The sequence below is a fragment of the Paenibacillus sp. FSL H7-0357 genome, from assembly GCF_000758525.1.
Lineage (GTDB): Bacteria > Bacillota > Bacilli > Paenibacillales > Paenibacillaceae > Paenibacillus_AQ.
In genome coordinates, this window is sequence record NZ_CP009241.1 from 302872 (window position 1) to 324448 (window position 21577).

Annotated in this window: 20 protein-coding genes; 13 read left to right on the forward strand and 7 right to left on the reverse strand. The window is 52.7% G+C overall.

Translation table 11 applies throughout. From position 1 onward, the window contains the following. Positions 1-112: 112 nt before the first annotated feature. On the forward strand, positions 113-1045 hold the full coding sequence (locus H70357_RS01365; protein WP_231578447.1) for a tripartite tricarboxylate transporter substrate binding protein: 933 nt from the start codon (positions 113-115) through the stop codon (positions 1043-1045). A 163-nt stretch (positions 1046-1208) separates the two neighbouring features. Beyond that, on the forward strand, positions 1209-2213 hold the full coding sequence (kdgT, locus tag H70357_RS01370; protein WP_038584890.1) for a 2-keto-3-deoxygluconate transporter: 1005 nt from the start codon (positions 1209-1211) through the stop codon (positions 2211-2213). A 434-nt stretch (positions 2214-2647) separates the two neighbouring features. Here kdgT and H70357_RS01375 read toward each other — a convergent pair whose 3' ends face one another. Then, positions 2648-4021: an IS110 family RNA-guided transposase gene (locus H70357_RS01375; protein ID WP_038584560.1), complete on the reverse strand. Its 1374-nt coding sequence runs from the start codon at positions 4019-4021 to the stop codon at positions 2648-2650. Between the two features lie 596 nt (positions 4022-4617). Between H70357_RS01375 and H70357_RS01380 the strand changes: the two genes are divergently transcribed. Genes H70357_RS01380 through H70357_RS01390 form a run of 3 tightly spaced genes read left to right on the forward strand, consistent with a single transcriptional unit; the run spans position 4618 to position 6635 of the window. Then, on the forward strand, positions 4618-5211 hold the full coding sequence (locus H70357_RS01380; RefSeq protein WP_038584893.1) for a bifunctional transcriptional activator/DNA repair enzyme AdaA: 594 nt from the start codon (positions 4618-4620) through the stop codon (positions 5209-5211). Further along, positions 5186-5752 carry a methylated-DNA--[protein]-cysteine S-methyltransferase gene (locus H70357_RS01385; RefSeq protein WP_038584896.1) on the forward strand — a complete coding sequence of 189 codons (567 nt, stop codon included), beginning with the start codon at positions 5186-5188 and terminating at the stop codon, positions 5750-5752. The genes H70357_RS01380 and H70357_RS01385 overlap by 26 nt, the downstream gene beginning before the upstream one ends. Then, positions 5733-6635 carry a DNA-3-methyladenine glycosylase family protein gene (locus H70357_RS01390; protein WP_052091750.1) on the forward strand — a complete coding sequence of 301 codons (903 nt, stop codon included), beginning with the start codon at positions 5733-5735 and terminating at the stop codon, positions 6633-6635. Before H70357_RS01385 ends, H70357_RS01390 begins: the two co-directional genes overlap by 20 nt. Positions 6636-6849: 214 nt before the next feature. On the opposite strand, the gene H70357_RS37000 is transcribed toward H70357_RS01390, so the two are convergent. From H70357_RS37000 to H70357_RS01395, 3 genes are all read right to left on the reverse strand, one after another. Beyond that, the gene (locus H70357_RS37000; RefSeq protein ID WP_379142086.1) at positions 6850-6939 is read right to left on the reverse strand and encodes a putative holin-like toxin; all 90 of its coding nucleotides are present in this window, start codon (positions 6937-6939) and stop codon (positions 6850-6852) included. A 149-nt stretch (positions 6940-7088) separates the two neighbouring features. Then, on the reverse strand, positions 7089-7238 hold the full coding sequence (locus H70357_RS35605; protein WP_156130793.1) for a hypothetical protein: 150 nt from the start codon (positions 7236-7238) through the stop codon (positions 7089-7091). 13 nt (positions 7239-7251) lie between these two features. Then, positions 7252-8058, reverse strand: a complete 807-nt coding sequence (locus H70357_RS01395) for a hypothetical protein (protein ID WP_052091751.1) — start codon at positions 8056-8058, stop codon at positions 7252-7254. 540 nt (positions 8059-8598) lie between these two features. Between H70357_RS01395 and H70357_RS01400 the strand changes: the two genes are divergently transcribed. Next, positions 8599-9066 (forward strand): L,D-transpeptidase, encoded by a 468-nt coding sequence (locus tag H70357_RS01400; RefSeq protein ID WP_038584902.1) that lies wholly within the window; start codon positions 8599-8601, stop codon positions 9064-9066. 110 nt (positions 9067-9176) lie between these two features. Here H70357_RS01400 and H70357_RS01405 read toward each other — a convergent pair whose 3' ends face one another. Continuing rightward, on the reverse strand, positions 9177-9602 hold the full coding sequence (locus tag H70357_RS01405; protein ID WP_038584904.1) for a VOC family protein: 426 nt from the start codon (positions 9600-9602) through the stop codon (positions 9177-9179). 140 nt (positions 9603-9742) lie between these two features. Here H70357_RS01405 and H70357_RS01410 point away from each other — a divergent pair, with 140 nt between their 5' ends. Beyond that, positions 9743-10702: a helix-turn-helix transcriptional regulator gene (locus H70357_RS01410; RefSeq protein WP_038584907.1), complete on the forward strand. Its 960-nt coding sequence runs from the start codon at positions 9743-9745 to the stop codon at positions 10700-10702. A gap of 198 nt (positions 10703-10900) precedes the next feature. On the opposite strand, the gene pdxR is transcribed toward H70357_RS01410, so the two are convergent. After that, positions 10901-12319, reverse strand: coding sequence for a MocR-like pyridoxine biosynthesis transcription factor PdxR (gene pdxR, locus H70357_RS01415; protein WP_038584910.1), 1419 nt, complete (start codon positions 12317-12319; stop codon positions 10901-10903). A gap of 105 nt (positions 12320-12424) precedes the next feature. Between pdxR and H70357_RS01420 the strand changes: the two genes are divergently transcribed. The 4 genes from H70357_RS01420 to clpB all read left to right on the forward strand — a co-directional run bounded on the left by H70357_RS01420 (position 12425) and on the right by clpB (position 17681). Next, positions 12425-12979, forward strand: a complete 555-nt coding sequence (locus H70357_RS01420) for a GNAT family N-acetyltransferase (RefSeq protein WP_038584913.1) — start codon at positions 12425-12427, stop codon at positions 12977-12979. A gap of 198 nt (positions 12980-13177) precedes the next feature. Further along, positions 13178-13645 carry an Hsp20/alpha crystallin family protein gene (locus tag H70357_RS01425; protein WP_038584915.1) on the forward strand — a complete coding sequence of 156 codons (468 nt, stop codon included), beginning with the start codon at positions 13178-13180 and terminating at the stop codon, positions 13643-13645. 399 nt (positions 13646-14044) lie between these two features. Next, positions 14045-14995, forward strand: a complete 951-nt coding sequence (locus H70357_RS01430; protein ID WP_038584918.1) for a DnaJ C-terminal domain-containing protein — start codon at positions 14045-14047, stop codon at positions 14993-14995. A gap of 43 nt (positions 14996-15038) precedes the next feature. Further along, positions 15039-17681, forward strand: a complete 2643-nt coding sequence (gene clpB, locus H70357_RS01435; protein WP_038598350.1) for an ATP-dependent chaperone ClpB — start codon at positions 15039-15041, stop codon at positions 17679-17681. Between the two features lie 1109 nt (positions 17682-18790). On the opposite strand, the gene H70357_RS36450 is transcribed toward clpB, so the two are convergent. Continuing rightward, a complete protein-coding gene (locus H70357_RS36450; protein ID WP_038584924.1) occupies positions 18791-20683 on the reverse strand; it encodes a glycosyltransferase family 2 protein in 1893 nt (630 codons plus the stop codon). A gap of 232 nt (positions 20684-20915) precedes the next feature. Between H70357_RS36450 and H70357_RS01450 the strand changes: the two genes are divergently transcribed. Then, the gene (locus H70357_RS01450) at positions 20916-21128 is read left to right on the forward strand and encodes a hypothetical protein (RefSeq protein WP_038584928.1); all 213 of its coding nucleotides are present in this window, start codon (positions 20916-20918) and stop codon (positions 21126-21128) included. Further along, positions 21125-21556, forward strand: a complete 432-nt coding sequence (locus H70357_RS01455) for a peptidylprolyl isomerase (RefSeq protein WP_038584931.1) — start codon at positions 21125-21127, stop codon at positions 21554-21556. Before H70357_RS01450 ends, H70357_RS01455 begins: the two co-directional genes overlap by 4 nt. Positions 21557-21577: the final 21 nt, after the last annotated feature.

Consider the following 21577-nt stretch of genomic DNA (forward strand, 5'->3'; position numbering starts at 1 on the left):
GCTCAATTGTCATTATTAAGGAAGAGGGATGGTCTTGAAACGGACAACAAAAATAGGCATTTGGACGGCATCCGTCCTGGCGGTTTTGACGATGGTATGGGCCGGAAACCGCATGATAACCAGCGATAACAGCCGGGAGAACGTAAGCGGTGATTTTCCGGTGAAACCGATTACCTTAATCGTGCCTTATGCAGCGGGCGGAGGGACGGATACCACAGCAAGAGCTTTAGCTAAAGCAACAGAGAAGGTACTGGGCCAGCCGATTATCGTGCTCAACCGGACAGGCGGCGGAGGTTCCGTCGGACTCATGGAGGGCGCCAATGCCAAGGGCGATGGGTATACGGTCACCTTTCTTCCTGCCGAGCTCACCATCCTGCCGCATCTGGGATTGCTTCCGATTACCTATGAGAAGTTCAAACCGATCGCCCAAACGAATTTTGATCCTTCCGCCATAACCGTAAGAGCCGAAGCGCCGTGGCAAACCGTAAATGAGTTTCTCGACTTTGCGAAAGCGCATCCAGGTGAATTGAAAATGGGGAACGCAGGAACGGGGAGTATTTGGCATTTGGCTGCCGTAACATTGGAGCGGGAAACCGGTGTGAAGTTTGCACATATTCCTTTTGAAGGGGGAGGCCCTGCCGTCTCCGCCTTGATGGACGGTTTTGTCGATGCAGTGCCTGTAAGCCCTGCCGAAGTGAAAAAGTATGTGGATGAAGGGAAGCTGCGGACGCTGGCGGTCAACGCCGACAAGCGCTCGGAGGCAATGCCTGGCGTACCCACGCTGGAGGAAGAGACGGGGATACATGTCAATTTCACAGGTACATGGAGGGGACTAGCTGTACCGAAGGATACGCCGGACGCTATTGCCGAGCTGCTGGCCGGGGCCTTTATCAAAGGGACAGAGGACAGGGACTTCCGCGAGTATATGAAAATCAACGGATTAGGGCTGCTGGTCACAGACGGCAAGGCGTTCTCCAAGCAATTGAAGGAAAGCGACGATTTATTCTCCGGGATGATCCCGCAGCTAGGGCTAAGCCGTAAGTAACATGAAAGCGCCGTCAGGCAAATTTTCTCAGAATCTGCTGCTCACTGATGATTTACCTTTAGTGGACAGGTAAGGTCTTGGGGCTGATTTGCTGCGCCTTCTTCAGGTAAAATCATCAATTTATGCAAGAATTAAGAATCCGACATGAAAGGTCTGATAAGATATGAAAATTAAAAAAGCGCTGGACAAAATTCCCGGCGGTATGATGCTGGTACCGTTGTTCCTCGGGGCGATCATTCACACCGCTTTCCCGAATGCGGGCGAATATTTTGGCGGCTTCACCAAAGGGCTGATGACGGGGACTGTACCGATTCTGGCGGTTTGGTTCTTCTGTATGGGGGCGGCTATAGATGTACGCGCTACAGGAAGTGTGCTGCGGAAATCAGGTACATTGGTACTGACCAAAATTGCCGTGGCCTGGGTAATAGCCCTGATCGCGATCCAGTTTCTGCCGGAGGGCGGCATTCAAAACGGCTTCTTCGCCGGATTGTCGGTGCTGGCTATTATCTCTGCGATGGATATGACCAACGGTGGACTGTACGCCTCCATTATGCAGCAATATGGCACCAAAGAAGAATCCGGCGCATTCGTGCTGATGTCACTGGAATCCGGCCCGCTGGTAACGATGCTTATCTTGGGCAGCACCGGGGTAGCTGTATTTGAACCGCATGTCTTTGTGGGTGCTGTGCTTCCTTTTCTGATCGGTTTTGTTCTGGGCAACCTGGATCATGATCTCCGTACCTACTTTGGCAAAGCGACACAAACACTTATTCCGTTCTTCGGTTTCGCACTGGGCAGCTCCATCGACCTCGGTGTCATCGTAGATACCGGACTGCTTGGCATTCTGCTGGGTATCGTAGTCATCATTATTACAGGGATTCCGCTGATTCTGGCCGATAAGTTTATCGGCGGCGGCAACGGCACTGCCGGACTTGCGGCCTCCAGCACCGCCGGGGCAGCCGTAGCCAACCCTATGCTTGTGGCCAATATGAAGCCTGAATTCCTGCCGGCTGCAGAATCAGCCACGGCACTTGTTGCGGCTTCCGTCATTGTCACCTCTATTCTCGTTCCGATCATTACCGCATACTATTCCGACTATATGCGGAAAAAGAATCCCCCGGCTGCCGATGGCCCCGTGGATCTGAAAACTCAGAAAGCTGCAATCTAATTACGTCATATAACAACGTAAATACTTTACAATTAATGATTACAAAAGCTAAGATTAGCTTCAAAAAGCTGGGATCTTCCGGACGCCTAATGGGCGGTGCCGGAGGGTCCTTTTTTAAAAGATAAGCGTACTATGTCAACAAGCTAAAACTGACTATAAAAGCAACTCAAACACACCTAACTCTTTGTTTTCCAAAAAATAGTTAGCAACTGACGAAGAGCGATGGACAGAACCGGAAGGTCTCGAACTTGAAAGGAAATAGCCTCGTGTTCAATCCTGTTATGCAATCTGGCTGAGTGCAGATCGAGATCTAACGTACAATTCGCATTAACAGGACGAGGTGGATAAGGCTTATTTACGAGGTCTGGGCCTCTAGAATTTAATCCGATCTTCCCTCAGTCCCAGACCCACCGGTTCAGTCATTTCAGGCTTGTTCAGGCAACATCCAGCGTAATGAAACAGCTAAAACGGAGCTTCTTATTGATCTCCTTGGCAAACGGACAAGAGGGCTTGGTGGAGAGAAAGGGCTTCTTGTCACGTAGCATCGCAAATGCAATTTTCAGCATCTTATTCCCCATAGCTACAAAAATGGAGCGAGGATGCTTCCCGCGGCTCTTTAACCGCTCGTAAAACGGTTTGAGATCCGGGTTATGCAGGCAGAGGCTTCGACCGGCTAAGTAGGCAACATAGCGCAAATGAGAGTTCCCTTGCTTGGAAATTTTTCCATAAGATCCGGCACTTCCGCCCGTTTGCTTAACGACGGGATTCGTTCCTGCTTTCTTAATCAACTGTCCGGCATGAGTGTAATGGGACACATCGCCAATCTCAGCGTAGAGCTCGGCTGCAGTGGAAACGCCAAGGCCTGGAACGGTAAGTAAAACCCGCCCGTCGGTCTGAAGCAAAAGGGCTTCGATCTCCTGCTCAAGCGTATCGATCTTAGCGTCAAAGGCGCGAAGATCCTGCAGCTTCATTCGCAGCAGAAGGAGTTCGGGACGAAGCGTTTGTTCGTCAGATGAGAGCGACTCCGCAGCCACCAGAAGGAGCTTGCGAATCGCAGCGACTCGAAGCTTCAGGTTATGCTGGATGGACAACCTCCGGAGTCCCGTTTCCCCCAGCTTACAAATCGCAGCAGGATGTGGATAGTGCTCCATGAAGAAAAGGGAGGCCTTTCCCCAAAAGTTGCTAAACACCTTGATTTTCCGAGCCCGCCCATTCTGATGGTCGGCATAGCCCTGAAATTCGCGCCAAACGATGTCCATGAGTGTTCGGATTTCCATCCGCAGAGTGGAGCGTTTGCGGATCTCCGAGCGTCTGGCCCGGGTGAGAACATGCAACTGCCGTTGAAGGCCCTCGGCCAAACGAAACTCGGTGGCTTTATTGCTCTTCAGCGCATGAGCGATAGCGACTAGATCGAGGTCATCGGTTTTACACCAGTTCAGCGCACTTGCCCGCTCTTCGAAAGTCGTATACGCGTTGAGAATCTGGACGAGGTAGCCTTGCTTGGCCATTTCTCTAACGATATCTTCATAGTAATGGCCAGTAGCTTCAATTCCTAAAAACAGGCGTACGGCCCCAGTGGAGGCCACCGCTTGTTCGATGGCATGGTATAGAGTCTGCATGCCGGATTGATTGACGGAAAAGAAAAAGGGTTTTGCAAGGATGTCGCCGAAATAATTGCAGATCAGGGCTTTTTGGTGGAGTTTGGCCGCATCGATAGCAACGATGAGGACCTGCTCCAGGTTAACACCCCGTAGTTGTTGACTGAACTTGGTTCCCTTTAAGCCTTGAATGTGTAGGGATTTCCCCATGCGACTTCAACCTCCTGTGGTAGGGTAGGTACGATTGAAGCTCTTTGTCAGGTGCTTCTTTCTTCGATAGTCGCTGGGGATTTTCCTTTTCTACAAGGATTATATATTACGCCAGAATTTATATGTTTCACACGATAACTTATCCTTCTATTTCTCGCTGAAACGGTACCGTCCTTAAAAAGGACGGCAAAGCCGTTTCCACTTGGATTGCCAGTTTAGATGAGCCGGCATGTGGAAGCTGTCGGACTCCAGCGCTCTTATTTCGGCAAAATCAGTCTTATTGGGGGCGAAACGGACCTCAGCGCCGCTATTTTCACAAAAACTGTCTAATTGTCGCAGGAAACAGGAAATAACGTCTCTGCAGTCCGCTGGGCATGATAGTGGGCTTTTCTGCTATAAATAGCGTCTCTCCAGTCCGGCAGCGTTGAAAGCTCCCTTCTGGCCGAAGCGGCCCGCTGTGCGCATATCGTGCGGCATGGTGGACTGGTCAGAGCCTTGGTTGCAAAGGTCTTACTGTCGTAATCTTGCTCTCCTATTGCGATAGGCTGCATAAGGCCAAAGCAATCGTTTATACTGGCGGTATGAGGTGATTTCATTTGGATCAGGCATTATTCGAACAGGTCTATGATTCGGTAGTCAAGCGGGAATCAACCTATGACGGGGTTTATTATACAGCGGTGTTGACTACACATATTGTCTGCCGCCCTTCCTGCCGGGCAAGAACGCCGAAGGCGGGAAATGTGGTTTTTTACGGTTCTTTGCAGGAGGCGACGAGAGCAGGTTTCCGCCCCTGCAAAAGATGCCGCCCCGAGGAAGGCGGCAGGCTAAGACCCGACGCGGTGCTTGCCGCACAGGCAGATGCCGTTATGGCAGAACGTTATGGAGAGAAGCTGACGCTGCAGTCACTGGCTGAACAGCTGAAAGTCAGCCCGTTTCACCTGCAAAGAACCTATAAGCGGGTAACCGGCCAGTCTCCTGCCGCGAGGCTGGACCAGCTGCGGCTGGAGAAAGCATGCGGACTGCTCGCGGACACCGGGCTCGCCATTGCTGAGGTTGGCAAGGCGGTCAGCTTTCAGGGACCGTCCCATTTTGCCGCATGGTTTGCGCGGAAGACCGGCCTTGCGCCAACAGAATACCGTACAGAGCTCAAAGGAGGAATCCAGCATGACCCAGACACTCAAGACCATTGAGATTTTCCATCATACCCTCAACGTCCGGAATAGAGACTGGACTTTGTGGGCCAGCAAGAAGGGCCTAATCCGCATATCTTATCAGGAGGATCAAGGCGTGCTTCCGGCATCGTGGCTGAAAACCTATGCACCGTCACATCAGTTCAGCGAGGACGCTGGCATCTTCGATCAATTCGGGGCCACGCAGCTTCTGGAGAGTTATTTTAACGGAGAGCCTGTAAGCTTCAGCAGTATCCCTTTGGATCTCTGGGGCACCCCGTTTCAGCAGGAGGTCTGGATGGGGCTGGCCGGTATTCCGCATGGTGCAATAGTGACCTACAAGGAGCTTGCCGTAAGCATCGGAAGACCGCAGGCAGTCCGCGCGGTGGGTGCGGCTAACGGACAAAATCCGCTGCCGGTCGTGCTGCCCTGCCACCGGGTCATCGGCACGAACGGCACACTAACCGGATACCGGGGCGGCCTCAAGCTGAAGCAGGAGCTGCTGAAATTGGAAGGCATTACGAATGTGGGGGCGGCGGGACATGAACGATTTGCTTTTTGAGCTGCCGCTGCCGGAGTTTTTTGACTTGTCCGCATGTCTGGAATACATGAACCGTTCGCCGCTGGAATGCCTGTTCCGTTCCGATGGGGAAGGGGTTACCCGGCTGTTCATGCTGGAAGGAACGCCGTCGCTGGTCAGGCTGACGGTTGCAGCCGGTACGCCGCGTCTACAAGCCACGCTGCTGACCGGTGCTTTTCCCGGCCCGAAACCTCTGGCGGAACTGGCACAGTATATCGTGGAATGGTTCGATCTGGACCGCGATCTTGCACCGTTCTACCGGCTGGCTGACGCAGACCCGCTCTTGCAGAAGCTCGCGGCGAGTGAACGGGGCTTGCGGATCATCGGCATTCCCGATCTGTTCGAGGCTTTATGCTGGGCTATTCTCGGCCAGCAGGTCAATCTGGCTTTTGCCTACAGGCTGAAGCAGCAACTCACCGCTGAATACGGGAAGTCGCTGGAATATGAAGGGCATACTTATTATCATTTTCCGGGGCCTGAGACGTTTCTACAGGTCTCGATGGAAGAACTCTGTAGTCTGCAGCTGACCCGCAGCAAAGCGCGGACCCTATTGGATGTGGCTGCACTGATCTCCGGTGGTGAATTGAGCCGGGAGGAGCTGCTGGCCCTGCCGTCCCCTGAAGCCGCCGAGCAGCGGCTGCTGAAGATCCGGGGAATCGGTCCGTGGACCTCGCAGTATGTGCGGATGCGCTGCCTGCGCGACACCACTGCCTTCCCCGTAGGAGATGTCGGCCTGCAGAATGCGGTGAAGTTCCTCACCGGCATGGATAGAAAGCCGACCCCGGCGGAACTGCTGGCACTGTCGGTACCCTGGCACGGCTGGGAAGCCTATGCCACATTTTATTTGTGGCGTGCGCTGTATTGACTATCCGCTGCCTGTGAACGAGTATTCTAATCGGTCAATAGTTTTGGGTTGTTTTTGTATCACCTTGTTGTATAAAAACCGATATGCTAAGATACAATTAAAGAAGGAGCCGTGCGTCAACACGACTCCAGTGTACAATCCGCGATAAGAGCGGACGGCCTTGGTATAAGGCAACGGAGAAGTAGATCGCGCTCACCCTACCAAGATGGGCGGTCTACTTCTTTTTGTTGAAGGATAAAATCAACACAACCAGTGTCGCAAATGAAATCATCAGCGTCAGTGCTTGGTATACCTCCACAGGCATCACCTCCCTTCCGGGAGATTAGCCGACCGCTAATCCAGCAGTTAACCGTGCATCAATGGAAATAAGCCCAGCTTTGATAGCCCCATACTTTTTCACACGCGAAAAAGCCCCTGCAGAGTTTGCAGAGGCTCGTCCGGCTATTGATTTATTTAATGGTCTACCCCGTGGCGCAGCGGTCCGAAGCCGCCGCTTGCGATCTTATCCGTGCTGGTGGATCCTGCGTCCGCGCTGACAACAGCTGCATTAACACTTACCAAAGCGACCACAATAAAGATGAGCGTAAACACTTTTTTCTTCATTTTGAAATCCTCCCTAGTCTTGTATTTGTTCCATCAAGCAGAGGTACTCGTCCAGTTGCCCGGAAGTTGTTTGATTTCGGAGTTTCTCAAAGAGAACCGCTGACTTACGGAACCCTGTATCATCTTTAAGCTTAACTGATGATGCCAAAGAACATAGAAGCGAATTTATAGAATCATATATATTTCCATTTATGTAATAATATTTCGCCTTTAAATAAATGTAATCTATGTAATACCGGATGTTCCTTTTTGTTATGTAGTATTCCCCCATCGAGTCGATCTGCTCTTTGAACTCGATCAGCACCTCATCGACGTTGTACTTATGCTTGATTGCTGACTCCAGGATGTATATCATGCCTGGCAAGATTTCCTCTTCGTTATGCCGCAGGAAAACCAGGTAATCCGGAAGTGCGGTGGTGTTCCCCTCGTTCAGTTCGATCACGTGCAGATTAGCTAGGGCAATTTCACGATAATATTCAACCTCGGCCCAGCCCTCGGCGTTCATACCGTTAATCCATCCCAAATCCTCATACTTCGAGATGCACTCTCTCGCCTCGTCATATCGGCCCAGCTTCTCGAGCGCGATTCCTTTCAAACACATAGAATAGCCGAAGTAATAGACGATGCTTCGGTTTAATCCGAAATTGCACACCTTCTGGCCGTCGGCATACTCCCGCCGATATATGTTGTAGAATTGATTAATCTCGCTGTATAGCCTATCGGCGATTTGGAGGATACCGTCCCAATTTTCAAGGGTAAATGATGCCCTTAGCATCTGAACCAGTGAATCAGCATTGATCCCGTTAAGATCCAACTCCAATATGATCCATCCTTCCGTAAAAAGCGAAAAAAGTTTCTCCATGATATTCCACAAAATACAAAATAAGAATTTCTTTGTCTAATCATTGTTCTTTATTTCACCCTTATTAGTAAGTGACCCATGTCACATTTAAAGGTATTTTTATACAAAAAAATTCATTATATGGAAAATATGCAGGGCGTCCGATACGCGTCATACAAAAACGCCTGAAATAAGCTCAGACGCTGCAATATCGCAACAAAGCTACGTCTGAATTAGTTAAATCTATAAAGGAAAAGAGACACCTCTAAAAGAGACATCTCTTGAATAAAACGGAGTTTATGTCACAGATAATCAAAGTTGTATATTCAGGATTAGACTTGAGAATAAATAATATTTTCCAAATAAAGCTGATAATTAGTAATCCGTGGTTGTAAATCCTCCTCCTCTAACTCCCTATTAATAGAAGGCGGTTGATGCAGAGCACAATGATATGGAGTTATCTATTAGCCTCTGCCACTCCATCAGCTAACCCTTCAAAAACAATTGGAGGTTTTATAAATGGGATACCACATTCGGGTTAACTTGAATGCAAACCGGACAAAACTGGGTTCATTGAAAATGTATAATGATAGCGGGGCTTTAGTATTTGGTCCTGTACAAGCACTTGGCCGCTCAGAATACGGTTATTCTTGGTCTCAGACTGACGGACATACACCAACCGGGGTATATTCAGCAGCAATATCGAAAGAGCCAATGCCCCAAACGGTTAAAAATAAACGTTCTTATGGCCCGTCGAAATATATCATAATGGACCCTGTTAGTGGCAATGCGTTAATTGCAGAACAAAATGGCCGCTCAGGTCTATGGATTCATGGTGGAGATCCAGCAGATACAGGTGCCCCTTCTTATCCACTACGTCCAACACATGGTTGCGTAAGACTTTCGAATGAGGACCAACACAGCTTGATTTATGTTCTATCCACATTAGGTGGCGGTACTGGAAAGGTAACTATCGCCGAAGTTTAATCTAAGGAACAAAATCAACATTTGTTCAAGCCGTTTCAAACGGGGTACTTAAATACAGATACAGGCCATGGCTGCCTGCCTATGGAAGGGCAGGAGCCATGGCCTGTTTTTTACCGTGGCCGCTTGGTGAAGATTTGAAAGGTCACACCGAACTTGTCGGTGATCATGCCGTAGGCTGGGCTGAAATAGACCGGACCGAGTTCAACGTCAACCTGCCCGCCTTCCTTAAGGGTGTTGTATAACCGTTCCGCTTCCCCGGCGTCCTCCGTCGAAAGGCAGATGTTGATGCCGTTGCCTGTTTGCAGTACCTGTCCGATGTCAAGATCGGCTACAAAAATATCCGTGTCTCCCACACTCAGGACAGAATGGGCGATACGCGCTTTTTCTTTGTCCGACAATGGTGAATCCGGATTCTGCGGACCTTGGCCTACGGTTTGCTTAAACTGAAGTTTTGCTCCCAGACTCTCCTGATAAAAAGCAATGGCTTCCTCTGCCGTTCCGTCAAGCAGGATAAAAGGATTTAATTGGATACTCATTTCTAATTCGCTCCTTCAAGCTGTATTTGCCCTTTGCGGCTGGGCTTTGATTTCATTGTAGTCTATAATAGTGACAAGTATTGTCATGAATAGAAAAGTAAATGAAGCCAATTTCAAATCATCTGAATGGAGGCTGGCGCATGTCCAAATCGAAAAGGCTGCTGGACCTGATGATGACCGTCAACCGCAGGCGGAAATTTACCGTCAGGGAGCTGGCCGACGAATTCGGGGTCTCTACACGGACAATTCTCAGGGATTTACAGGAGCTTGGCGAGCTTGGGGTTCCGCTGTATTCCGAAGTAGGCCCCCATGGAGGTTATCAGGTGCTGAACGAACGGATTCTTCCGCCGATTGCTTTTACGGAAGCGGAGGCGGTGGCGATTTTTTTTGCCAGCCATGCCTTGCGCCACTATCAGTATCTGCCCTTTAAAGAAGAGTCCCTATCAGCATTGCACAAATTTTATAATTATATGTCGGGTGATGTCCGCGACCGGATTGATGAGATGAAGAACCGGATTGATTTCGTGACTCCGTCAAGGCAGGCAGAGTTTCCTTATTTGTCGATCCTGCTGGAGGCGGCTACCGATCAGAAAGTACTACGGATCGACTATGAATCCAAAGGGCAGCAGTCGTGCAGAGCAATACAGCCTGTCGGCATTTATGCCAGCAGCGGCTTATGGTACTGCCCGGCTTATTGTTTTGTGCGCGGGGATATCCGCGTGTTCCGCTGCGACCGGATCCATTCGGCGGACTATGACCATTCGGGGCTGGCGCCCCTAGATTTGCGGCATATCCATCTGGGAAATAAGGAGATTTACAGCGCCATGGAGCAGGTGCCTGAAGAGGAACGGGTCAAACTTCACGTAGAGCTTGGGAAAGCGGGGGTCCAGAGCTGTGAGGCCGAGCTGTGGTCGGCATCCCTGCTGCATAGGCGTGAAGACGGGACCGGATGGCTGGAAGGCAAGGTATCTGGAAGCGATCTTCGCTTTTTTGCCAGATTTGTTATGGGGCTCGGAAACGGGGCGACGGTCCACGAACCGCCGGAGCTGGTGGAGGAACTAAAGGGTATGCTTGCCGAAATACTGGAGAAATACAGCTGACAGGAAATGCTGCGGCTGTTTCTGGGGATTAGCATACCCCAGCGGGCCGGGGGATTAACTTCGCTATTTGGTCACGCGGATGAATTGCTTATCCGCCAGGTCAAAGGAGCCTTCCGGCGGCAGTGGTCTGTCCGAGCCAAGGTAATGGTCAAGGGTCGTTGGGATTCACCTTCCTGAATGGTCTGCTGAATAACTTCGTTAAATCAAGGGCAGCCATACCTCAGCCAGACGGCGGATTCCCTCTTCGATCAGGTTTTCAGGGATGCCCCCGAATCCAAGGATAAACTCAGGGTCATCGTTTTCGGGCTGCTCCCACCAGGTATAAGACATCGGGGTAACCCGAATGCCGGCCTTTTCTGCCACAGCCGCAAGCTGCCGGGCACTGCCGCCGGATTTCAGTGTGAGCAGAATGTGAAATCCGGCGTCCCTTCCGCTTACGGCTGCCTGGTCTCCGAAATAGCGCTGAATGGAGCGGAGGAGAAGGTCATGTTTTTTCTGGTAGAGCAGCCGCATTCTCCGCAGATGCTTCTCGAAATGCCCTCTTTCCATAAAATAATGCATCGCGATCTGATTCAGCCGGGAGGCTGAATGCTCCAGATACAGCTCCCTCGTCAAATGGTGATACAGCGGCAGCAGTGCTTTCGGCAGAACCATGTAGTGAATGCTAAGGGCAGGGGCTAGAGACTGGGCGAAGCTGCACATGTAGATTACGGGGCTGTCTTCCAGAAGTCCCTGCAGTGCGGGAATCGGCCTTCCGTGATAGCGGAACTCACCGTCGTAGTCGTCTTCAATGATTATGCTGTCCGTTGAACGGGCCCAGTCCAGCAAAGCGTGGCGTTTGGCAATCGGCAAGGTCATGCCTCTGGGGAACTGGTGGGAAGGCGAGATATACACGCTGCTGGCCCTGCTGGTATAGAGCTTCTCCACATCTATTCCGTCTTCCTGTAAAGGAATGGGAATCATCTCAAATCCGTGCCTGCGGAATGCTGCCGGCAGCAGATGATAGCCCGGATCTTCAATGCCGAGCCGTTTGCTGCTGCCCTGCAGTATGAGGCAAAGCAGAGAACATAGCGTATATTGATCCCCGCCGATTACAACCTGCTCCGCCGTGCAGCGCAGCCCGCGGAATTGCCGCAAATGGGCGGCGATGCTCTCGCGGAGGGCAGGCTCACCCTGCGGATCGCCATATTGCAGCAGATCAGGGTTGGCGAGCTGTTCCTGATAGAGGCTGCGCCATATTTTGTGGGGAAACAGGGAAAAGTCGTTTTTCGACATATGGAAATCATAAGCATACGGCCGGGAGTCGCGGGCTGTTATCGGGCGGCTGGGCAGCGGCGGAGCGCCTGCGGCGGCTGTCAGCCCGCTGAACATATGCATAGGCTGAACATAATAGCCGCTGCGCGGCTTGCTTGCGATGAAGCCCTCGGACAGCAGCTGCTGGTAAGCAAGCTCGACCGGTGTAGCGCTGAGGCTTAGCTGGGCGGCAAACACACGGATTGATGGCAGACGGGTACCGGCCGGCAAGGAGCCGCTGATGATTTCTTTTTTGAAATAATGATATAGCTGAATATAGTAGGGAACTTCATGGTTCTCGCTGAGAGCGGGGACAAGCAGCATATTATCCTCTCCATCTGTCCTTCGAAATTGAATGATTTTGTCTATTTTATAGTATACAGTCTTGCAATATCATAGAGCTACACTAAGAGACAGGAGTTGGCAGCAATGAATAAGCAGTCCGGGCTATTAAATGGAGACAAAGTGTATCTGCGTCCGCTTAACGGGGAAGATGCCGAACTGTACTACCACATGTTCTACGATAAGGAGACCCGCTACCTCACAGGCACCCAGAAGCATATCAACAAGGAACAGATCACGGGGTATATTGAGCGAAAAGCCGGGGATGACAGCGCAGTGCTTCTGCTGATTGCCCTTCAGGAGAATGACGAGGTGATCGGCGACATTGCGATTCAGGATATCGACCGGAACAACCGGAATGCAAATCTGCGGATCGCCATCGGCGACGGGAAACATCAGGGACAGGGCTACGGCCGGGAGTCTCTGCTGCTCATGCTGGACTATGGCTTCGGGATTCTGAATTTGCACCGGATCGAACTGGAAGTCTTTAGCTACAACAGCCGTGCAATACATGTATATGAGAGCATCGGCTTTGTCCGGGAAGGCGTGCAGCGGGAGGCGCTTTTTTATAACCATGAATACCATGATGTGATCAAGATGGGCATGCTGGAGCAGGAGTACCGGGAGCGTTATTTACGATAAAGGTCAAACAAGGTCAAATCGTTAAAAAAGCTAAAATTTGTAATATAAAATAAGCCGAAACGCCGGGATTTGCCGGATTTTCGGCTTATTCCGGTTTTGTCATCCAGCGGTAGCCGGACTATAATAAAGCCATAAGGTCAAATAAAGTCAAAGTCAAAATCGAGTTCAAAATTGAAGACATTGAGAGGAGAATGGATCATGTTTGATTTGGTGCCTTTTGGAAAACGCAGAGATGATGTGTTTGGTGTGCTGGCTAAGTCTTTAAACGAAGTGTTTAATGATGAGTTTTTTGCTCCGATGACCGGCGCTGCCCAGTCCTTCCGGACGGATATCCGCGAGAGCGGTCAGGCCTATCTGATCGAGGCCGAGCTTCCCGGCTTCAAAAAAGAGGAAATCGACATTGATTATACCCGTCCTTATTTGACGATCAAAGCGGTACGCAAGGAAGAGGACGCTCAAGAGAACGAAGAGCATCAGGTAGTGCGCAGAGAACGCCGGTACGGGGAGTATGTGCGCCGCTTCTATGTGCAGGATATTGCCGAAGACGAAATCCGGGCTTCCCTAAAAGACGGCATGCTGTCGCTGGAAGTACCGAAGCAGCAGAAATCTCAGGGCAAACGCATTGAGATCCAGGATAATGGTTCATCCGGAGAACAGCTTCAGTAACATATTCCAAGGCTATAACATCCGGGGGAAGCGGAGAGTCCCGCACGCGGATGGAAGGTGAAGTGAGACTTTCAAGCCTGGAGGAATGAGCAGTGTAAAAAGGGATCCCGGGCAGGGCGGCCTATGCCGCATGCCTCTCTGATCCCTGCAGTTGCAGCGGCTTCACCGGGCTTTTCATATAGCAGTAACCATAGAAGGCGCATTGTAGTGGGATTTCCGGCTATGGTGCGTCTTTTCTGAGAGTATATCCCCTGTGGGCAGCAGCAGAGACAAGGTAAAGCAGCACAGGGCTGACCCGGCTGACGAATTACCAGTTGATGGGACGGGAAGAATATATTTAAGAATACAAGCGGAAAGCGCCGGAGGATGGGTGCAGCCAGCAGAAAGGAAGAGGTTCGATTGGCGGCAAAAAACTATTACGAGGCCTTGGAGGTAGGCAAGCAGGCTTCCAAGCAGGAGATTAAAAAAGCCTATCAAAAGCTCGCCAAAAAGTGGCATCCCGATGTTAATAAATCTCCTGGAGCGGATATGAAATTCAAGGAAGCGGCAGAAGCATACGAGGTGCTGGGCAACGAGGAAAAGCGCAAAGCCTACGATGAAGAGCTCCGCTACGGATTTGGCGGCGCAAATACGGGCGGCACGCAGCATTCGGGTTCCGGGAGCGGCGGTATTTCCGAAGAGGATTTGTTCGGCATGTTCTTCGGCAGCCGTGGTGCGGCGGACCGGGCCGGATTTGATTTCTTCTCCGGCAGCGGCGGTGCGCGGCAAGGCGGGGGAGGAACGTGGGGGCAAGCGCAGGGCACCATGCAGGCTCAGCTGGAGATTACGCTGGAGCAGGCTTACAAGGGCGGGAAAGTAAGGGTGCAGGTCGCTGGCAAAGACGTGAACGTTAGCATCCCGGCGCGGTCACCCGAAGGTACGGTCCTGCGGATTCCCGGCGGCGGGAATGCTGCTGCGCAGGGTAGGGACGTGCTGATTACGCTGCATATCCTGCCGCATGAGATTTACGAGCCCGAAGGCGGCGATCTGTATGGGACGGTGGAAATTGCCCCATGGCAGGCCGTGCTGGGCGGAGAAGCCAAAGTGCCGCTGCCCGATGGCAGCAGTGTCAAATTGAAGATCCCCGCCGGGATCACGGGCGGGAAAACGCTGCGGATTCCGGGCAAGGGGCTGAAACGCCCGAACGGCACAAACGGTGACATCCTGTTCGCGATTGAGATTGTCATCCCGCCCGGAACTACGGAAGCGGAGAAGAACATTTATCGCCGTCTGGCCGAGGGTGCAAGCTTTCAGGCCGGAGCCAAACGCCAAGGCTCCGGAGCGCAGCGGCGCACAGCCGCCAGAGGGTAACTAGATATAGGAGCGATGAAGAAAGGGAAAGGTGATGAAGGAGATGGACTTCAACAAACTAACACAAAAACTGCAGGAAGCCGTTGCAGCCGCACAATCGCTGGCGGGTGCGGGCGGACATCAGGAGATCGATAACCTCCACCTGCTTAAGGCGCTGCTCCAGCAGCAGGATGGACTGCTGCCGCGGCTGCTGCAGAAGATGAATATTCCCGCTGCCGAGCTGCTGCAGGGTACGGATGAGCTGCTTCAGCGGAAGCCCAGTGTCAGCGGATCGGGGGCCGGCACGATGCGGCGGTATGCTTCGCCATCGCTGATTGCCGTACTGGAGCAGGCCGAGAAGGAAGCGGCAGGGATGCAGGATGAGTTCGTTGCCGTAGAGCATGCCGTACTGGCCATGGTGTCTGTTTCCGGCAGCGGAAACCGCGAGCTGCGCGAACTGTTTGCCAGCCGGGGGATTACACGTGACAAGCTGCTGGCTGTGCTTGCGGATATCCGCGGGCACCAGCGGGTGACGAGCCGGGAGCCGGAAGCCACCTACGAGGTGTTGGAGAAATACGGCCGCGATCTGGTGGCCGAAGTGCGGGCCGGCAAGATTGATCCCGTCATTGGACGTGACGGGGAGATTCGCCGGGTCATCCGCATCCTCTCCCGCAAAACCAAGAATAACCCGGTGCTGATCGGGGAGCCGGGCGTAGGGAAGACGGCTATCGTCGAAGGGCTGGCTCACCGGATCGTCCGCAAGGATGTGCCGGAGGGACTGAAGGACAAGACGATTTTTTCGCTCGATATGAGTGCGCTGGTCGCTGGAGCCAAATACCGCGGGGAATTCGAGGAGCGGCTGCAGGCGGTTCTGAAAGAGATACGCGAGAGTAACGGGCGGATCATTCTCTTCATTGATGAGCTGCATACGATTGTCGGAGCAGGCAAAACCGAAGGAGCGATGGACGCCGGCAACATGCTGAAGCCGATGCTGGCCCGCGGCGAGCTGCACTGTATCGGAGCGACAACGTTGGATGAGTACCGCAAGTATATCGAGAAGGACCCGGCGCTGGAGCGCCGTTTCCAGCAGGTGCTGGTCAGTGAGCCGGATGTGGAGGACACGATTTCCATTCTGCGCGGGCTGAAGGAACGTTTTGAGGTGCATCACGGGGTCAAAATCCATGACAGCGCACTTGTAGCAGCGGGCGTGCTGTCGAACCGCTATATCACGGACCGGTTCCTGCCGGATAAGGCGATTGATCTGGTGGATGAGGCCTGCGCAATGATCCGCACGGAGATCGACTCCATGCCGGGTGAAATGGATGAGGTGACCCGTCGCCTGATGCAGATGGAGATTGAAGAAGCCGCGCTGAAGAAGGAAACAGACGATGCCAGCAAGCGCAGACTGGAATCCTTGCAGCGTGAATTGGCTGACCTTAAGGAGAAACATCTCGGGATGACTGCGCGCTGGGAAAAGGAAAAGTCAGCTATTCAAGGCATCCGTGAGCTGAAGAAAAAATTGGAGCAGGCGCGCAAGGACCTGGTGGATGCGCAGGAAATCTACGACCTCAACAAATCGGCGGAGCTTAGCTACGGCATCATCCCGGATCTGGAGCGGCAGGTGAAGGCTGCGGAGGAAGCGGCGCAGCAAGATCAGGAGACCCGGCTGCTGCGCGAGGCCGTGACTGAGGAAGAAATCGCGGATATCGTCTCCCGCTGGACAGGAGTTCCCGTGAGCAGACTGGTCGAAGGCGAGCGGGATAAGCTGCTGCGGCTGGAGGATACGCTGCATGAGCGGGTTGTCGGGCAGGAGGAGGCGGTCCGGCTGGTGGCGGATGCCGTACTCCGGGCCCGGGCAGGCATCAAAGACCCGAACCGGCCCATCGGCTCCTTCCTGTTCCTCGGGCCGACCGGTGTTGGCAAAACCGAGCTGGCAAAGGCGCTGGCCGTATCGCTGTTCGACCGTGAAGACGGCATGATCCGTATTGATATGTCGGAGTACATGGAGAAGCACAGCGTCTCGCGCCTTGTCGGCGCGCCTCCGGGATATGTCGGCTATGAGGAAGGCGGCCAGCTTACCGAAGCGGTACGCCGTCAGCCCTACACCGTTGTCCTTCTGGACGAGGTGGAGAAGGCCCATCCCGATGTGTTCAACATCCTGCTGCAGCTGCTGGATGACGGGCGGCTGACCGATTCGCAAGGCCGGGTCGTCGACTTCAAAAATTCGATTATCATTATGACCTCGAATATCGGCTCGCCGCTTCTGATCCAGGGTACCGATGATAACGGGGAGCTTACCCAGGCGGTCAAGGACAGAGTCATGAAGGAACTGAGCGGTCATTTCCGTCCCGAGTTCTTGAACCGGGTTGACGATATCGTAATGTTCAAGCCGCTGACATTGGCTGAAATTGAACAGATCGTTGTCAAGCTGGTCGACGGCTTGCGTCTGCGTCTGAGCGACCGGGGGGTTGGCCTTAAGCTAAGCGAGGCGGCGGTGCGGTTCATCGCCAAGGAGGGTTTTGATCCGGTGTACGGAGCAAGACCGCTCAAGCGGTTCATCCAGCGCAGTCTGGAGACACCTGTTGCGCGCGCCCTCATTGCCGGGGAAGCGCCGGAGGGATCCGTCCTGGAGGTTCACCATGCGGGCGGTGAGCTGAAAGTTTCCATTGCCAAGCCGGAGCCGGCGGAGAAAATAAGCACAGTGTGAGAAGCTGGCAGATAAGTTGTGTCTGGCAGGGAGCAGCGGCCTTGATGCGCTGCTTTCTGAGCTGCGAAGCAGCTTGTGGTGCGCTGTGTTCCGCGCCAAGAAGAAACTCGCGATACGAGGCGTTCTGCGCTGCCTAACACTACTGGTGCGCACTCTGCGCTGCGAAACACTACTGGGTGCGTACTCCGCGCTGCGAAACACTACTGGTGCGCACTCTGTGCTGCGAAACACTGCTGGTGCCGAACTCCGCGCTGCGAAACACTGCTGGTGCGTACTCTGTGCTGCGAAGCAGGGCGCTGGTACTTTGCGTTCCACATCGTGCACCGCTCAGTTCAGACTATGCGATGCCCTGCCTTGGCTGGAATTGGCCGCCAAGGCAGTTCTTCCGATGTGATCAGCAGATAGCTGCACTTCGTACAACTAAATGGACCCGTTATCCATGCGGTGGAGGTTTAATTGTATTTCGTGCAGCTATTTTTTTGATTTCCCGCCCATTCAGCCTTGTGACGGTTTTTTAATTGCAGGAACTGCAACTATAAGCCGCTTCTGGCCTTTTTGGCTGGGAATAGTTGCACGAAATACAGCTATAGATCTGGAATTGAAATTCTGTACTTCACAATTCCGCAATTCCGCAATCAATCTGCTTACGGCAGGCATCCATATATTGCACTTGGTGAAGCAGAGTAACTGGAACAGATTAAGGGTAGCTGTTGCTATCTGCTGCATCAAATCGTCCAAGTCCGGCACAAAAAGAGCGTCCACCAGCTATGTATGGCTGAGGGACGCTCTTTTGTGCTATTGGAAGTGTATAGGCTAGTGGTGCAGCTTTTAACTAAAAATGCTCTTTACTCAAGAAAACTGAGGGCAACAGCGCCCTAGAGCAGTTGACCGCGTTTCTTTAAATGGCGGTAGAGTAATCAGCGGTGCTACTGTCGAGCTGAGGCCGTAGAAGAAATGGGACAGATTCATCATCGTGCCCGAAACGGCCATCCAGCCGAAGATCAGAAAGCCGGCGAACACGGTCAGCAGCTGCAGAATACAGTTTCGTTTAGTTGATGCGTGCAGTAAAATTTGCATGAAAAACCGCATAGGGTCCAGTATACTACCACTCACTCTATCCAAGGAACCAAATTGGGGTGCTGCTCAAGGATGGAGGCATATTGCTCTTTCCAACCGTATATTCCATCCGGATCAAGCAGCATATAGCGCAAATATTTATCCAGCCGGAATTCTGGCCGGGACCAGCCGAGATGCTTAAGCCGCAAATTGCTTAATTGATGGGGCAGCTCAAAAATATTCTCCGGCAGCCGTCCGCAATGCTGCGGCGATTCATTCCAGATATAGGGGAAACCCTCGCGGTAGCGGAGCAGAAACGGACGATAGCTGTGGTGGGAACGCCAATACCTGTCTTCACGGTAATGATGATCATCCCAGAAATCATAGAGCCGGAAGCAGAACAGGTCGCAAGCATCCTCCCGCAGCAGGGCCTCGATGTCCCCGGCAAACCTTTCTTCAAAAATCTCATCCGCATCCAGGCTTAGGATCCATTCCGGCCCACTCTTAACAACCTCATCCCACTGCTGCTTGCGCAGCTCCGCCTCATTGCTGAACTTGGAGACGGTGTTGTGTATAAGACGGAGTGGAATGCCCTGAAGGGCTTCCCGGCAAATATCGGCCGTGTTATCCGTGCTGCCATCGTCAATAATGACGGCTTCGTCGATATACTTGCGATGTTCTTGCAGAATCTGCTGCAGGAAGCGCTGGCTCTCATTCTTGACGACCATCGTCAAGGTCAGCTTTGGTCGTCTGACAGCCGGGGAAGCAGTGGCAGCAGACGCCGACGGGACGGCATTGGCGGCACGATCCTCTGCCTCAGCGGGTTCATCTCCCGGCAGTGCCGGCAGGTCTTTGCTCAGGCGTACCTTCGCCTCAGCCGCTGTCCACGGAGCAGAATGCGGCTGCGAATCCTGTTGAACCGACGTTTCCCCGGATTCAGCTTCCGGGTCTGCGGTCTTTGCAGCTTGGCCAGCCTCCGCCTCCGTTTCTTCTACGACTCCCGGAACCGCCTCCGCTTCTTGTACGCCTCCCGGTGCAGCGGCAGCTTTTATTTCATGTGCGCCTCCCATCGTTCCCGCCGTATCCGCTGCATCTGCCCCGTCATCCGTCCCGTCCACAGCTGCTTCCGGAGCGGGTGACGTCAGCCGGATATAATCATCCACCTTACTAAGGTCGCTGTCCCTGTAGAGATGCAGCGCAGGATAATGGGTGTCGACATATAGCGGAATGCCCAGAGCGGCGGCACGGATGCAGAAATGGCGGTCTTCGCCCCAGTAGGAGATATTCCGGATCACATCATAGCTTACCCCGGACTCGATAGCCCGGCGGCTGATCAGCGTGCAGGCGCCAAGTCCGCCAACCTCATAGATTCCCGGCTGCTGCAGCTTGGCCAGAAAGGCGTGAAATCTGTGGTTGATCTCCTCGTGGGTAAGCTTCTCCCCCGGAAGTGCCTCCCACTGGTTGTACTCGTCATGCATCCAGACCTGCGGCTGCAGCATCGTGTTCGGCTGCCACTGTGTCCAGAAGACCTCCGAGATAATATCTTTTTGCGTCTGGATCAGGTGGAGTAACGTGTCCGGATGTAAGATCAAATCCGAATCGATCAGGAACAGATAATCATAGCCGAAGGCTTCAGCCCGCCGGATCATCAGGTTCTTGAAGCCAGCCACCTTCCAGACCAGGCCCGAATTCCAGAAATGGGTATGGTCATCCCGGACATAGGTATCGCGGAAGCCGGAGGACTGCAGGAATACATTATTGGCGCTTTTGGAGAATTCCTGCAGCAGCGAACTGGACGCTTCATCCTCATTGTCATCAATGAAATAAAAATCCAGCTCAACACCGTCAAGCCGCAGGCGCAGCAGTGATTTTAGAAATTGGTGCAGGATCAGCGGTTTTTGGTGGATCGGGCTGCCGAGCAGTACGCGTGTCTGGGGTCCGCTCATAGCTTTCCATTCCAGTACAGGGTCATCATTAATAGAACATCCCCTTGGATTTACAAATAGATGATATAGGTTATATGTATTCAATATATTTAGAGAGGTACTAGACTAACCCTTATTTTTTAAAGGGGGTGGGAATTTATGGATTGGTGTCTGGAGACGGCCTGTTGTACAATACCGCTTAAAGACTGCAACGGGCAGTCGGCAGGCTGACGGGAGGAGTGGCACTATCGCTATGGATAAATCACCGCTGAAAGTACAACAGCTGATCAATCTGCTGCTGGCAATGAATCCGCGTGCCGAGGTGTTCTGGCATGATGCGGAGGGGAACTACCGTCCGCTGCGGGACGAGGATGTACAGGAGATCTATGCGCCGGAGGAAGCTGCCAAGACGGTTGCCCATATTGGCGGCCCTTATAGAAATGAAGAGCCGGAGGGGAGATCATGAAGCAGGCATCCATCAGACTGGAGCAAGGACAGGTTATTGAGCTTGAGCTTCATGAGCAGGAAGCCCCGGGTACCGTAGCCAATTTTGAAAAGCTGGCGAACAGCGGCTTTTATAACGGCCTGACTTTTCAGCGTGTAGTCCGCGGGTTCGTAGCTCAAGGCGGGTGTCCCGAAGGCACGGGGCGTGGAGGCACCGATAAAATCCCCTGTGAAACGCAGAATAATCCCCATAAGCATGTGCGTGGCGCCTTGTCGATGGCTCATTTCGGGCCTAATACCGGCAGCTGCCAGTTTTTTATCTGCTATGATACGTTTGATTATTTGGATCCCTGGCATACGGTGTTCGGAAGAGTCACGGCAGGAATGGAGCATGTGGACGCCTTGAAGCGCGGGGATGTCATGTCAGAGGTTAAGGTGTGGAATCGTTAGATGCCCTACCCGTCTTTACAG